The sequence below is a fragment of the Methylomonas sp. TEB genome (genome assembly GCF_047777895.1).
Classification (GTDB): domain Bacteria; phylum Pseudomonadota; class Gammaproteobacteria; order Methylococcales; family Methylomonadaceae; genus Methylomonas.
In genome coordinates this window covers 3,294,494-3,308,279 of record NZ_CP180476.1, presented here as the reverse complement: position 1 = coordinate 3,308,279, position 13,786 = coordinate 3,294,494, and the positions used below count along the sequence as shown (strand labels likewise).

The window sequence follows — 13,786 nt, the reverse complement described above, 5'->3', positions numbered from 1 at the left end:
CTAATCCTGCCGGTTTGGGCCGCAGCCGATCAGGGCTTCGCTGTTTAAATCCCAGAGCAGTTGTTCTTCGTCGCCCACTTTGAGTCTGAGTTGGCCTCTGTCGTCCGTTCTGCCGATGGCTGCGCACGAGATGCCGCGCTGCTTAAACAGATCGACCACGGCTTCGCTATTCATCGCATCCACGCTTAGCACGAAGCCGTAGCTCGGAAAGCAGCGCAACCATCTTGCCAAATCGATATCGGCTGGACGCGGTATGGCGTTAATATCGATCACGCCGCCCAAACCGGAGCACTCCAACAGCATCAACAAGGTGCCGATTACGCCGGCATTGCTGATGTCCTTAGCGGCTGCGCATAGGTCGGTTTCGGCCAGTGTCGGCAGGATTTCCAAATCCTGGCGCAAGCGTTCGGGTGGCGAGCCGGTGCTGGCGTCCCACCACAAATGAGGCTCGCGGAAGTGGCCGCGTAAGTCGATGGCTGCCAGTAGTTGTTGTCCCGGTTTGGCGGCGAAACTGCTGAGCAGTTTCTTGGCGCGGCCCAGAACGGCCACCGATAATTGCGGGCGGTCGTTGCGCAGATTGCTGTGGCCGCCAACCACTGGCACGCCGTAGACTTGCGCGGCAGTTGCCATGCCTTCCAGAATCGGCTTGGCTTGATTTTCACCGTCGCTCCAAAGTGCATCGACCGCGGCGATAGGCCGACCGCCCATCGCATAAATGTCGCTGACGTTGACCATCACGCCGCAGTAGCCGGCAAACCAGGGCTGGCTGGCGACGAAGTCATTCAGATAGCCTTCGCAAGCAAGCAATAAATAGCCGGCACCATCCGGAATGGCGGCGCAGTCGTCGCCGACCGCTACGGCACTATCGTTCCCACGCTGCGCGCTCATCGTTATACACAAGTCTCCCAACGACTAAACTACCAGGAGGCATGAGGCATATAGATGATGGAGAACAGCGATGAGCAATTGGGCCGAAGAAGAAGTACAAACCGCTGATTTGGAAGATCGGCGCCTGAATAAACGATTGGCACTGTTACTGGAGCGATTAGGCGAACATCCCCAGCTCAGCATCCCGGCGGCCTGTGGCGGCTGGAAGGAGACGATGGGCGCTTACCGGTTTTTCGACAATGATAAGGCGACTTTCAAAAAGATACTGGCGCCGCATCGAGATGCCACGGTCGAACGGATGAAGAGCAGCCCGGTCGTATTGCTGGCGCAGGACACGACGGAGTACGACGAAAACATTTGTTTGGGGCCAAAAGGTCTCGGTACTTTGAAAGAGATAGCGAAACATGCGCGCCGACTACATCCGACCATCGCCTTTACGCCGTCGCGGATTTGCTTGGGTGTCGTCAAGGCAGCGTATTGGGCGCGTGACGGCGCCAGCCCGCGACAAGCGCGGCGGCACAAAGGCGTGGACGAAAAAGAAAGTCGGCACTGGCTCGAAAGCTATCAGGATAGCTGTGCCTTACAGGCGCAAATGCCGGACAGTTTATTGGTCAATCTCGCCGACCGCGAGGGCGACATTTACGAATGGTTTGTCGAATACCAAGACTATGCGCCGACTGCTCGCGCTGAATGGATTGTTCGGGCGACGCAGAACCGAGACCTTCTGGTCGAGCCGGAAAATGCGGCGAAATGGCTATGGTCGGCCCTGGATCAAGCGCCGGTCATGGGTTATACCGAGGTTAATGTCAAGTCGCGGCCGAACCGTGCAGCGCGACTGGCGCATATCACGGTACGCGCCGCCACGGTGCCCCTCAAGCCGCCAACGCGTATTGGGTATCGACTGCCGGCATTGAGCATCAACGCGGTGCTGGCGCGCGAAGAGACGCCGCCAGCCGGCAAGGAACCCTTGGAATGGCTCCTGCTGACCAGTTTGCCTGTGGCGAGTTTCGAGCAAGCGACTACGGTGGTGGCGTGGTATGGCGTGCGCTGGTGTATCGAAGTGTACTTCCATGTATTGAAGAGCGGTTGCCAGATCAAGCGGCTACATCTGGAATCGGAAGAACGGCTACTACCTTGTTTGGCGCTCTATATGGTTATTGCCTGGCGGGTGTTATTCAGCCTGATGCTCGCGCGCGCAGCGCCGGACATGGATTGCGAGATTATTTTCGATCCGCAGGAGTGGCGAGCGGCTTATATCGTCGTCAAGCGCTGTCCACCACCGCTCACGCCACCGCGCCTCGGTGAGGTAATCCGACTGATTGCAAGCTTAGGCGGTTATTTTGCCCGCAAACACGATGGTCCACCGGGTGCCAAGGCCATGTGGATCGGCTTACAGCGCTTGCGCGATTTTGTCATCGCCCTCAATGCTCAACAGGATCTCGCAATGAGATGTGTATAACGATGAGCGCTGAGCGTGGGAACCATAGAGTCTTCCCACCACCTCGGCGATGTCGCGCTTATGCGCCAGCCCCAAGCCCTGTTGGATGCTCTTGGTCAATTCAGTCAATGAACTCATGCCGCGATCCGACTGGTCGTTACAAAACCGATGGCGCCGTCTGCATAAGGCGGATACCAAGCCAAGTCTGCTTGCATCAGATAATGCGGCCGCCCGTGCACCGCGATTTCCTGCAAGGTTTTCCAGTGCAGTCGGCGGAACAGCAATTGGTTGCGGCTTTGCACCTGCGCCAGAAAGCGGGTGCAACCCTGGGCATGGGCGCTGGTAACCGCCAGTTTGATTAAAGCCGCACCGAGACTGCCTTGTTTACGATAATCTTGATCCACCGCCAACCTCGAGCCCCACCAAACGCCGGGTTGTTCCTGATGAATCCGCACAGTGCCGACAACGCGATCCGGCAACCCAGCGACGCAGGCGATGGCGACGATAGGGGTGGCTATGTGGTCGATGTCGTCCAGATCGTCGCCGGCAAAAATACCTTGTTCTTCACAGAACACGGCTTGGCGTAGCGCCCGCATTTGTTTGCGTTCCCAATCTTCGGTGACGAATTTGATCAGGTAAGCGTTGGCAAAAAACGGTTTAAAGTTGGTTGTCCACATCTCACACCTCATAACTGGCCAGTGCCGAGCAAGCAGCGCATTTGGCGCAACCGGCTTTCATGTTTTGGGACAGCAGGTTCGCCTGCTTCAGCATCGCGCCCAACGGCGGCAGGATTTTTGCCATGAAGGCCGGCGTCGGTGCCGGATGGTTTTGCAAGGGTGTGCCGCTGATCGGCACAAACGGCACCACGAAGGGGTAAACGCCTTTGGCGATCAACTGTTCGGACATCGACAGAATCGCTTCCGGCGTGTCGCCCAAGCCAGCCAGGATATAGGTACTCACCTGACCGCGACCGAATACCGCCACCGCGGCGTCGAACGCATCCATGTAACGGTCCAGCGGCACGCTGGCCTTGCCGGGCATGATGCGTTCGCGCACTGCCGGCGTCACCGCTTCCAGATGCATGCCCAAACTATCAATGCCGTAAGCCTTCATGCGTTCGAACCAGATGTTGTCGTCCGGCGGCTCGCATTGGCCTTGAATCGGCAGATCGACTGCTGTTTTAACAGCTTCGGCACTTTCGCAGAGCATTGCCGCGCCCCTGTCGGTGAGATTCGGCGTGCCGGTAGTCATGACCATGTGTTTAACCTGATCCAGTTCGACCGCGGCTTTCGCGACCTCGGCCAGTTGTTCGGGTGTTTTGCGTAATATGGTCTTACCGGCTGCCAGTGACTGACCGATGGCGCAGAACTGGCAGGATGTTTTGCGGTTGCCGAAACGGATACAGGATTGCAGTAGCGTGGTCGCTAACACATCCGACGAATGCAGCGTGGCGATCTGCGAATAAGGAATGCCGTCTACCGTTTGCAAATCATAAAAACGTGGCTGGCGCGGGAATTGAACGTGGCTGACCACAGCGCCGTCTCGGCGAATCTCGCTGATACCGTTGACATCGGGCCGACTGGCGACGAACGGCGACTCGCAAGCCGAGACCGTGGCTATCGGTATCATCACGGTTCGGCCCGACAAGTTAACGGCTTTGTGGTCAGAAGGGCCGGCACCGCCACGCCGTCCTGTGATGCCGACTTCGCTGCCTTCCAGGCGTAAGCCTAAGGATTGCAAATCGGCGATCAGCTCTGCCACGCCGACTTTAGTGTGTGCTGATAGCGTCATCGCGGTCGCTCTCCTGGATGGGGTGAGATGAAACGGCGGGCAGGTCGCTGAACATCGGTACTGCCGGCCTGTCGGCTATGCGCAAACTAAGTAGCTCAGGCCGGGCGTAATGGCCGACCGAATCCATCATTCGTTTACGTTTGCTGATTAAATTCATATCAAGATCGGCGATCAGCATGCCTTCGCCTTCCCGTAACGGTTCGACGACATGTTGGCCTTCCGGCGAAATGATGGCCGTGCAGCAACCGCCGCGCAGGGCTTTTTGCAGGGCTGGCTCGGTAGTGACCGCGTCGATTTGCTCATCGTTGAGCCAGCCGGTGGCGTTGATGACAAAGCAACCGGATTCCAGCGCATGGTGGCGGATCGTCACTTCAATTTGCTCGGCAAAGATCGGCCCGACCAAGGAGCCGGGAAACTGGCTGCAATGAATCTGCTCGTGCTGGGCCATCAACGCATAGCGGGCCAGCGGGTTGTAATGTTCCCAGCAGGCCAGCGCGCCGATACGGCCGATGCCGGTTTGCACGACCTTTAAGCCCGAGGCATCACCTTGACCCCAAACCATGCGTTCGTGATAAGTCGGGGTGATCTTACGGCGTTTCAGCGCCAGCCGGCCGGTTTCGTCGAAAATCAGTTGGGTGTTATACAGACTGCCGTGGTCGCGTTCATTAACCCCCAGCACCACGACGATGCCGTGCGCCTTGGCTTGCGCCGCGACCGCATCGGTGATCGGTCCCGGCACCGTCGGCGCGTAATCGTAAAGCTTCAAATGCTCGCGGCCCTGGCTGACTGGCGGCAGCACGAAGGAAAAGTAGGGGTAATAAGGCACGAAGGTTTCCGGGAACACCACGATTTGTGCACCTTTCGCGGCGGCGTCGTTGATGGCCTGGCAAACTTTGTCGCCGGTGGCGGTGGCGGATTCGAACACCGGCGCAATCTGTACCGCCGCCGCTCTGACGATGTTGGGATTGGTCACTTTTTTCTCCTGTGGATGATCAACAAGCTCAAAACGTAGGTTGGGCTGAATGCAATGAAGCCCAACAATTTGATTTTGTTGGGTTACGCTACGCTAACCCAACCTACATTTTGATTTTTACGACGCCCTCTCGATGAAGGGTTCGGCGTTACGGTTTATAAAGTCCAGGTATCCAGGATGAAGGCGTTGTCGCGCTGGTGCAGTAACACGATGTCTAACACATCCAATGGGCTGATCGGGCGAATACCCGGCAGCAAACTGGGCTCGCCATGGCCGTACAAGGCTTGCAGTGCAAAGCGGCACGCATAGACTTTGCCGCCTTCCTCAATGAATTTGGCAATCTGATTAGCGTAGTTTTGATGGCCGGGAAAAGATTCGTCACCCAGGCGCGGAAAACCGCGTTGCAAACCCAATGTCACGCCCGGACCATATAGCAGGATGGAGGTTTCGAAGCCTTTGCGTTGCAAACGGGTGGCTTGCAGCAGATTGACGAAGCCGATCGATCCTTCAAAGGCGACGGTATGGAATTTGACCAAGGCTTTCTGGCCTGGCTCGGCTTTGACGTCTTCAAATACTTTTTCTTCGAAATCGACAAAACAATCGCCTTTTTGATGTGCTGGTGCGGTGACTGCGGGCATGAAGTTCTCCTGGATGTTAGTAAAAAATGCCCTGCATCGGCGGGATGGATGCAGGCAAGTATTTTTGGCCGCCAGCGTTGTCTGGTCGACGGTGAATACTTTACTAACCTCGGAAAAAGCCAAACAGATTCAGTTTATGGCCTAATTTTTAAGTACAGATTTAGTGAAATGAAATCTGTATGGCTTGAAAAAGCGCATAACTGTTATGCTGGCATTTCGCCAAATCATTCAATTTGCGAGCGAGCCAATCAACTCAGATCATATTTTTAGATCGCAAACACCGGATCGTGCTGTCTACTTGGAAATGCCGCCAGGGGCAGCGGCGCGAAGCCTGTCACTTTGCTGTTCTGCGCAAATATCAGTTAGCTGCCGGCTGAAGCGCCGGATTGCCGGTTCTCTTCGCGGTAAACTCAACAGGCACATGTGCCGAATAACCGCCTTCGGTTTGCATCACAAATTTAATTTCATCGCCGGCTATTTTGCCTTGATACCGATGGATAGCCTGTTGTGTGGGACCTGATCCCAGCGATTCCGGGGTTTTGGTGATAAAACGCAAGGTACCTCCGGCGATCTCGCCTTCCAAAATGCCGTTTGGGCTGCCGGTAAATGTAGCGCTGCCATATAGCTGCGTATCGCTACCGGCGAAATCGAATCGCTCTTGATAATTAGCGTTCGGCCAGTCATAGCTGACTTGGGCTTGCCATAATCCGTTGATTGCCGGCCGCTGTTCTGCGCCGCTTAACAGATCTATTAGATTCCGGGTAGCGTTGGTAAACGTCGAAAGGCCAATGACCAGCGTGCTGACCGCAATCAACAATGACAGCAGCGGGTTGTTTCTAATCCGGGTATTGATTCTGTCCAGACGGGTTCTTGAGTCGTTCATGGTTTTAGTATCCGTAGCATTTTGGCGTTTCGGTAGAAGGGGATTACCCGGCGAGGTTAAACGTGCCGACAGAATAAGCGTTTTGGCTGACGTTTTCTAACGGTTATCGATTAAGCCGATCAGGCTTTGGGAGCGCTGATAAGGGATGGGTGGCTCCCGCCTGCTTGGAAACGTCGGTGTTCGTGGGTTGGCTTAATGAATAGCCAGCTTGCGCTTCGCACGCCGCCAGCCGATGACGATGCCGCTTGCGCTAATCAACAAGCCGCCGGTGCTGAATACTATCAACACAATATCCCAGACAGGCCGATTGTTCAGTAACGGCAGCCAGTCCCAACTGTGTAAAAAGGCAAATAGCCAGCGGCTGACGCGCCTACCGGCATCGAGTTTGCTAAAGTGACCGGTGTAGGGATCGAGATGCAGCCAGGTGCTGTCGGCGTCGGCAAATTCCAAACGCAGGATAGGCAAACGTTTGTCGATGTGCCCGGTCATGGTATGCGCGGCGCGGCTGTAGTAGTAAAAGTCGTATTCGTTTAACACGATTTGCCGGGCAATTTTATTCGGAGCCATGAGCCGTTCGGCGGCGGTTTGCAGGGCCGGCCACGCGAATTTCTCGAAAACCCGGCTATCAGTCTGCGCCGTCTGGATACGGCTGTGGCCCTGACCATCAAAAGCAATGTAAAAACCTTGGCCGTTCAGTACGCGCCATTCGATTTCCCGCGGCTGAAACCCGGTATTTTGAAAACGCGCCAAGGCTTCCGCTGCGGACAAGGGGAAATACTGCGGCGAAATGTCTCCGCCCATGTAGGTCTGGAGCTTGGGTTTGGCGGCCGTGGAGTCGAATATTTTCCACGGATTCATCGAAAATAAGCCGCTGAGTATCCAAGTGAAGGCGATTACGCCAAAACCCAATCCCAGCAGGTGATGCCACCGCATCCAGGCCTCGCGGTATGGGGTTTTTGTGCCATGTTTGTAACGGCCCTGAAAACGCCAGCGCAGTATGCCGACGATTAGGCCAAGCAAACTTAATACCGAACCGGCCAGCGCGGTGTAAATGACAATGTCCGCCGCGTAACGATCCAAAGCGCCGCCGCGAAACGGGTACAACCAATGAATCCAGGCACCCAGCCAGTTCCAGGTGCGTTCGTGGCGGTTGGCATCGCGCACCACTTCGCCGGTAGTGTTGGAAATATAAAGCAGCGTGGCTTGCTCGTCGGCCATTTGCACGCGGTGCAGCGGCCGATGTTCGTCCAGCGCTTTGGAATGCGTCCAGGCGTCTTCGTCGATGCGATCCAGATAATAGCCGTCAGCCGTCGCCAGAAAGCTGCCGGCTGACGCTAAGGCCTGGGCCGGCGTCACCTGGTCGATACGGTTCCCGGTTTCGGCATCCACGGCGATTTGGGTTTTGCCGTAAGTAAATACATAACGCGGCGCGCCGGCCACGCTGGTCAAGCGCACGCTATCGGGGCTTTTGACTTGGCCGCCGGCTGCCATGGCTTGCGCCAGGCTGACCCGGCAATGCTCAGTAGCCAACTCAGATAAGCCGGCCAGCTTTTCCTGCGGCGTCAGTTTGGGGTAGCCGACATACATCATCACGACGCCGGATACGAACCACATGGCCACGAAACAGCACAAGGCTATACCCAGCCAACGGTGAACCAGATATAGATTGCGCTTTAGCCCGTTGAGCATTAAAAGTCTACTTTCAATTCCATCATGAAGGTACGCGGTGCGGCGACGAAAAATAACGGGGCGTTACCGCCGCTACCCCATTCGACGTATTGCTCGTCGGACAGGTTTTTAACCCGCGCGGTGACCGTGGCTTTTGGATTAAATTTCCAGGACAGTTGGGTATCGAATACCGCATAAGCCGGGGTTTTGATCAAGTTGGCGGTATCGACGAAACGGTCGCCGACGTAGCGCGAGCCAAAATTCCATTGCCAGTCGGCATCGAAATCCCAGGTCAGCCAGGCATTAGCCACCCATTTGGCGACATTGGCCGGCCGATTGCCTTTTCTTGACACCGTGCTGGTGCCGACGGTTTCCAGGAATTTGTCGTACTGGGCATCGACGTAGGCCATGTTGCCTTGCACGCTCCATTCGTCGGTGAGTTGTACCCCAATATTGGCCTCTACACCGCCGGAGGACTGTGCGCCAATCGGTAACTGCCGATTTCGGTCCGTCGGATCGGTTATCGATAGATTTTTCCGTTCGATGTAATAGCCTGCCAGTGTCGCCGAGCCTTTGCCGTCCCAAAAGTCGAATTTGGTGCCTACTTCTGCTTGCCGGCCGGTGGTGAGATCGAAGTCTTGCAGCGCGGCGAAGGTGCCGGTGGTCAAAATGCCGGACGGCGGATCGGCTGCGGTGCTGTATTGCGCATAGACATTAAACGTGGAGGTAATGTCGTACATCAATGCCGCCCGCCAGGTCACTGCGGTCCAGCGCCGGCCGAAGGCGGCGGGGTTGGTGGCGGTCGGTGGTACGAAGGAAGTACGCAAGTTTTTCGCATCCAGGCGAATGTCGTCCACCCGCACGCCCGTGATCAAGTTTAAATCGGGCACCAGGGTCAGGCGGTTTTCGGCATAGCCGGCGACGGTGTAGAGTTCGTTGCGGGCGTTGGAGATTGGCCCGGTGGCCAGAGGGTTGTCGTAGTAGGTGCCGGTGCTGAAATTGTATGGGTTAACGATACTGACGGTGCCTGTCGAGCTTTCCATGCTGGGTGCGCGGGTTTGCTTGTTGTAGGCAATGTCAACCCCGGCCGAAATTTTCGAAGGCAGGCTGAACCAATTACTGCTATGCACGATTTCGAATCGGTTGCCGACCAAGGCTTGATCGTGATTTACCGCAAACGATTTATTGCGGGTAATCAGCGTATTAGTGCTGTTCCAGTCGTAACCTTCTACGTTTAAATACTGGCGATCCGCTTTGTAATAGTAAAAGGTGTTTTTGAATTGGGTGTTATCGGACAGTTGATAGTCGACAATGTCGCGTAACCAAAACACCTGCTGATCAAATACCGAACCACTGGCGTTATAGTTTTTAAAGCGGGTGCCGGGGTCTATTTGGCCTTCGGTGGGCCCTAAACCGGCGGTACCCCAGGGAACTATTCTACCGTTGACGACCGGATTCAGCACCGGCGTACCCCAGTAAGAATCTCGGTCTTCCATCTGATGCTCGAAGGCGATGGTGTGCGACAGTTTGGACGTAATGTCGCTTAACAAGGAAAACGACATCACGCCGGAATCGGCTTCCGTGTGGTCGATATAGCCTTCGGAACCCAAATAGCTGATGTCGGCTTGCAGCCAATTATCGGTATTACCCAGTTGGCCGTTGAAACCGTAGGAAGCTCGGCGATTTAAGTATTCACCCAGCGAAACTAAGCCGTGATGTTCATCCGGGCCTCGGTGGGCGATTTTGCTAACATAGTTGACCGAGCCGCCTACAGCGCCTTGGCCGTATAAAAATGTGGACGGTCCACCCAAGACTTCGACGCGATCAGTGAGCCAACTGTCGATGGGGCGGGCGGCCACGACATCATATTGCACGGTAATGCCGTTGAACAGCTGCGTGATTTGCGAACCGGTGAAACCCCGCATCGACACCGAGCCGGCTGAGCCGGGTTGCGACGATACGAGTATGCCTGGGGCTTTTTCCAAGGCTTCCTGCGTAGTCTGCGCGCCGCGCTTTTCGAAGGTCGCCCTATCAATAATCGTGATCGATGCCGGCGTTTCGCGAGGTGTCAGGCCCAGGCGGCTGCCGGTAGCGGCTTCGGTATCCAGTTGCGGTTTTTGGTTGGGTGGATTAAAGGGAGCCGTTCCCGCTACGGTGACTGTATCCAGCGTAGTGGCGGTGTCGCTGGTTTGGCTTTGGTTGGAGGTTTTGGCGATTTTGGTTTTGCTGGTTGTCTCGCTGGTTTTTAGATCCTCGGTCGGCGATGGCTCGGCGGCGTGTGCGATGCCGTGCAGCGAAAACAGCAAGGCGGCGACGCCTGCTATTTGGCCGGTTTGGGCAACTGGAAAATCCTGTAACTTGGTTTTTTTCATTGTTTTTATCAGGTATTTAGAAGTTAGAAGGCTTTTGGGTGGCAGCAATTAGTGTGCCGGGAACGGAAGTCCCAACACGGCGGGTGTTGCAGGGCATAAGGGCTGAGTTTTTAATTAATCTATGTTAGATAAATGGACAGTTTCGCGGTATATGGCTTGTTTCGCCGGCTTGGTACTGATTTAGGTCTGCGGATATTGGACTTAAAGCCCGCCGGCCGGCAATGCTAAAATGCCGCATGGGCCGGCGCTGCGGTAAAACGCCACTATCGAAAATTTAGCTAAACAATGGATCAAGTATGTCGGGATTTTTTTCCAAACAACATAGCGTCGCGCAGCCCGGCTATAGCCGTTGGTTAGTGCCGCCGGCGGCTTTATCGGTGCATCTGTGCATCGGCCAAGCCTATGCGTTCAGTGTGTTCAATGATCCACTGACTCGGGTAATAGGCATCGGTACCTCCGCGCCGGAGGATTGGAAGCTGACGACACTGGGCTGGATCTTCAGCTTGGCGATTGTGTTTTTAGGTTTGTCGGCGGCGTTCGGCGGCAAATGGCTGGAAAAAGTCGGGCCACGCTTAACGATGTTCGTCGCGGCTTGCTGTTTTGGCGGTGGCTTTTTGATCTCGGCGCTGGGCGTACACCTGCATGAAATTTGGCTGATTTACCTGGGTTATGGGGTGATCGGCGGTATTGGTTTGGGTTTGGGCTATGTGTCGCCGGTATCGACGTTGATCAAATGGTTTCCCGACCGGCGCGGTATGGCGACAGGTATGGCTATCATGGGTTTCGGCGGCGGGGCGATGATAGGCGCACCCTTATCGGTGTTGCTGATGGACCAGTTTAAATCGGCCGAATCGGTTGGCGTAGTGCAAACATTTTTGGTGATGGGCGGCCTGTATTTTTGTTCGATGCTGATAGGTGCATTGACCATCCGCATCCCGCCGCCTGATTGGCAGCCTGCGGGATGGACGCCGCCGCTGGTGCAAAACAAAATGATCACCGATAAGCACGTGCATATCGACCAAGCTTTAAAAACCCCGCAATTTTATTTGCTGTGGCTGGTGCTGTGCCTGAATGTGACGGCCGGTATCGGTGTGCTGGGGCAAGCTTCGGTGATGATACAGGAGATGTTTAAAGGCTCGGTAACGCCGGCCTCGGCGGCCGGTTTCGTCGGTTTGCTGAGTTTGTTCAATATGGGCGGGCGGTTTTTTTGGTCGTCGGCGTCGGATTATCTCGGGCGTAAAAACACCTATTTTATTTTTTTCGCGGTGGGCGCTGGCTTGTATTCCACCATACCTACCATGGGTATGAGCGGCAATATGGCGCTGTTCGTGTTGCTGTACGCCTTGATCATGAGCATGTACGGCGGCGGTTTTTCCACAATTCCGGCTTATCTGGCGGACATTTTCGGCACCCGTTTTGTCGGCGGAATCCATGGCCGATTGTTGACCGCCTGGTCAACCGCCGGTGTGTTGGGGCCGGTATTGGTGAATTACATCCGCGAATATCAAATCGGCCAGGGCGTGGCTAAGGCCGATGCCTACAACGTGACCATGTACATCATGGCCGGATTATTGGTGGTGGGCTTTATTGCCAATCTATCTATCCGCCCGGTGCATGAGAAACATCATATGAAACACGGCGATTTCGATGAGCTGGACGGTATTTATCCGGCTGACGAAGCCGAACATTAAACAAGGCAGGGCACTTTTATGAATAACTCCGAATCGGGCAAATCTTCCAGCCCCTGGCTGTTGGCGGTATTCTGGCTTTATGTACTGATCCCGCTCAGTTGGGGCGTGTGGTCTACGTTGAAAAAGGCTTTGGCCTTGTTCGGCTAAGGTTTAATCGGGCTGTTGGGCGATAAATTCGTAGGCCCCCACATCAAGCGGTCCTTGTTGCCGGCGTTTTTCGCTGCCGCGCGGATGGCGATAGACAAATTGCGGATTAAGCAGCATCCCGTTGGCGGCGAATCCGGGGGAGATGCCTTGATCGATTGCCGGCGCATTAGGTTTCAGGCGGTAATCGTAATTTGCCGGATCAAGTAACACGTTGGCCTTAGCTTTGAGGTCGTGGTTTTCCTGGTTGGGGCCAATTATTGCGGTGGCGTCGCCTATCAGCAGATTGTTGATTAACATCGCGGTGGCAATACTGTGATTATGCAGAAACGAGCCGCCGGGGTAATCGTTGACGAAAGTGTTGTTCACCAGATATAGCTGTTGATTCGGCTGAGTTTGGTTGTGTTCGGCGGCAAAAGCCAGCATTGCGGCATTTTCGGTGTTGGCGCTTTGATGAAACAGATTGCCAATCAAGTAGCCGGCACCGCCATCCGGTAAGTCCACCAGATAACTGGAGCCGTTACGCTCGTCGGTGATGCGATTGTAAAGAATATAGTTTTCCCTGGCCCGCGATTTGACGTTATGGCCGGTGCTGGCATCGTGGATATAAGAATTTTGCAGGGTAAAACGGCGGATATTGCCAATGTAGATGTTATGGCCGAGTTTACCGTGGCGCGGATAATCGACGGTGTTGTCGTTAAACTCCGAATTCTCGATCAGGATGTCACTGTCAGGGTTAACGCCGGTCAAGATGCCCATCTGGTTGTGATGGAAATGGCAGTTTCTCAGCGTCAGATGAGTGCCTTCGAAGCGGATGCCGGCACCGTTCAGCGCCGGCGCGCTGGCCCCGGAAAGTTCGATATTTTCAACGACCGTGTCATTGCCTTTTAGAACCCAGATCGCTTTGCCTTCCGCTGAATTGCCAAGCGCATCCAGGTGGGCGCCGCCTGCCAGTCCGCGTATGGTCAAGCGCTGCTGCGGCCAACTGGCGACGTCGCCCTGATATAGCCCGGCATCGATGCTGACGACATCGCCGTCTTTGGCCAGTCTTGCAGCCGCGCTAGGCAGTTTAAGCGCGCGCAGCGGGCCGACTTGCCATTCGGTGCCGTGCGCCGGGAGGGCCAGCAGCCAACTAACCACACTGATCAATCCCCCCGACAATATCAAGCGATGCATCCCGACTCCTGGTGTGAGCAGCTGTAAAATTCACTAATCCCAAGCGCTATATTCTGTCTGATCGGCAGCGCCTTACAAAGGCGTCGGACTGAACTTGCAATATTTAAAGTAATACTTGGACCAG

General features: G+C 55.3%; 12 protein-coding genes. 3 read left to right on the top strand and 9 right to left on the bottom strand.

Annotation, left to right across the window (positions count from 1 at the left end; all coding sequences use genetic code 11):
• Nucleotides 1-888 carry a sll0787 family AIR synthase-like protein gene (locus tag ACMXD4_RS14780; protein WP_415878603.1) on the bottom strand — a complete coding sequence of 296 codons (888 nt, stop codon included), beginning with the start codon at nt 886-888 and terminating at the stop codon, nt 1-3.
• A 70-nt stretch (nt 889-958) separates the two neighbouring features.
• Here ACMXD4_RS14780 and ACMXD4_RS14775 point away from each other — a divergent pair, with 70 nt between their 5' ends.
• Nucleotides 959-2,347, top strand: a complete 1,389-nt coding sequence (locus tag ACMXD4_RS14775; RefSeq protein ID WP_415878602.1) for an IS4 family transposase — start codon at nt 959-961, stop codon at nt 2,345-2,347.
• Nucleotides 2,348-2,460: 113 nt separating this feature from the next.
• Here the strand turns inward: ACMXD4_RS14775 and ACMXD4_RS14770 are convergent, their stop codons facing one another.
• The 7 genes from ACMXD4_RS14770 to ACMXD4_RS14740 form a co-directional block, all read right to left on the bottom strand.
• Nucleotides 2,461-3,003 carry an MSMEG_0567/Sll0786 family nitrogen starvation N-acetyltransferase gene (locus ACMXD4_RS14770; RefSeq protein ID WP_101051885.1) on the bottom strand — a complete coding sequence of 181 codons (543 nt, stop codon included), beginning with the start codon at nt 3,001-3,003 and terminating at the stop codon, nt 2,461-2,463.
• A 1-nt stretch (nt 3,004) separates the two neighbouring features.
• Nucleotides 3,005-4,117 carry an MSMEG_0568 family radical SAM protein gene (locus tag ACMXD4_RS14765; protein WP_415878601.1) on the bottom strand — a complete coding sequence of 371 codons (1,113 nt, stop codon included), beginning with the start codon at nt 4,115-4,117 and terminating at the stop codon, nt 3,005-3,007.
• Nucleotides 4,095-5,090, bottom strand: a complete 996-nt coding sequence (locus tag ACMXD4_RS14760) for a Nit6803 family nitrilase (RefSeq protein ID WP_415878600.1) — start codon at nt 5,088-5,090, stop codon at nt 4,095-4,097. The genes ACMXD4_RS14765 and ACMXD4_RS14760 overlap by 23 nt, the downstream gene beginning before the upstream one ends.
• A 155-nt stretch (nt 5,091-5,245) precedes the next feature.
• Nucleotides 5,246-5,728: an MSMEG_0572/Sll0783 family nitrogen starvation response protein gene (locus tag ACMXD4_RS14755; RefSeq protein ID WP_205453973.1), complete on the bottom strand. Its 483-nt coding sequence runs from the start codon at nt 5,726-5,728 to the stop codon at nt 5,246-5,248.
• Between the two features lie 358 nt (nt 5,729-6,086).
• Nucleotides 6,087-6,611 (bottom strand): hypothetical protein, encoded by a 525-nt coding sequence (locus ACMXD4_RS14750; RefSeq protein WP_415878599.1) that lies wholly within the window; start codon nt 6,609-6,611, stop codon nt 6,087-6,089.
• A gap of 192 nt (nt 6,612-6,803) precedes the next feature.
• Entirely contained in the window at nt 6,804-8,300 is a 1,497-nt protein-coding gene (locus tag ACMXD4_RS14745) for a PepSY domain-containing protein (protein ID WP_415878598.1), read from the bottom strand.
• Nucleotides 8,300-10,651 (bottom strand): TonB-dependent receptor, encoded by a 2,352-nt coding sequence (locus ACMXD4_RS14740; protein WP_415878597.1) that lies wholly within the window; start codon nt 10,649-10,651, stop codon nt 8,300-8,302. The genes ACMXD4_RS14745 and ACMXD4_RS14740 overlap by 1 nt, the downstream gene beginning before the upstream one ends.
• A 296-nt stretch (nt 10,652-10,947) precedes the next feature.
• On the opposite strand from ACMXD4_RS14740, the gene ACMXD4_RS14735 reads away from it, so the two are divergent.
• Entirely contained in the window at nt 10,948-12,342 is a 1,395-nt protein-coding gene (locus tag ACMXD4_RS14735; RefSeq protein WP_033156678.1) for an OFA family MFS transporter, read from the top strand.
• Between the two features lie 18 nt (nt 12,343-12,360).
• Nucleotides 12,361-12,489, top strand: a complete 129-nt coding sequence (locus tag ACMXD4_RS14730; protein ID WP_415878596.1) for an MFS transporter small subunit — start codon at nt 12,361-12,363, stop codon at nt 12,487-12,489.
• Nucleotides 12,490-12,492: 3 nt separating this feature from the next.
• Here the strand turns inward: ACMXD4_RS14730 and ACMXD4_RS14725 are convergent, their stop codons facing one another.
• Complete coding sequence (locus ACMXD4_RS14725) at nt 12,493-13,662, bottom strand: right-handed parallel beta-helix repeat-containing protein (protein ID WP_415878595.1); 1,170 nt, start codon at nt 13,660-13,662, stop codon at nt 12,493-12,495.
• Between the last annotated feature and the right edge of the window lie 124 nt (nt 13,663-13,786).

Coding starts and splice junctions, on each gene's coding strand:
- ACMXD4_RS14780 (WP_415878603.1), bottom strand. CDS start 888: ATGAGCGCGCAGCGTGGGAACGATAGTGCCGTAGCGGTCGGCGACGAC.
- ACMXD4_RS14775 (WP_415878602.1), top strand. CDS start 959: ATGAGCAATTGGGCCGAAGAAGAAGTACAAACCGCTGATTTGGAAGAT.
- ACMXD4_RS14770 (WP_101051885.1), bottom strand. CDS start 3,003: ATGTGGACAACCAACTTTAAACCGTTTTTTGCCAACGCTTACCTGATC.
- ACMXD4_RS14765 (WP_415878601.1), bottom strand. CDS start 4,117: ATGACGCTATCAGCACACACTAAAGTCGGCGTGGCAGAGCTGATCGCC.
- ACMXD4_RS14755 (WP_205453973.1), bottom strand. CDS start 5,728: ATGCCCGCAGTCACCGCACCAGCACATCAAAAAGGCGATTGTTTTGTC.
- ACMXD4_RS14750 (WP_415878599.1), bottom strand. CDS start 6,611: ATGAACGACTCAAGAACCCGTCTGGACAGAATCAATACCCGGATTAGA.
- ACMXD4_RS14745 (WP_415878598.1), bottom strand. CDS start 8,300: ATGCTCAACGGGCTAAAGCGCAATCTATATCTGGTTCACCGTTGGCTG.
- ACMXD4_RS14740 (WP_415878597.1), bottom strand. CDS start 10,651: ATGAAAAAAACCAAGTTACAGGATTTTCCAGTTGCCCAAACCGGCCAA.
- ACMXD4_RS14735 (WP_033156678.1), top strand. CDS start 10,948: ATGTCGGGATTTTTTTCCAAACAACATAGCGTCGCGCAGCCCGGCTAT.
- ACMXD4_RS14730 (WP_415878596.1), top strand. CDS start 12,361: ATGAATAACTCCGAATCGGGCAAATCTTCCAGCCCCTGGCTGTTGGCG.
- ACMXD4_RS14725 (WP_415878595.1), bottom strand. CDS start 13,662: ATGCATCGCTTGATATTGTCGGGGGGATTGATCAGTGTGGTTAGTTGG.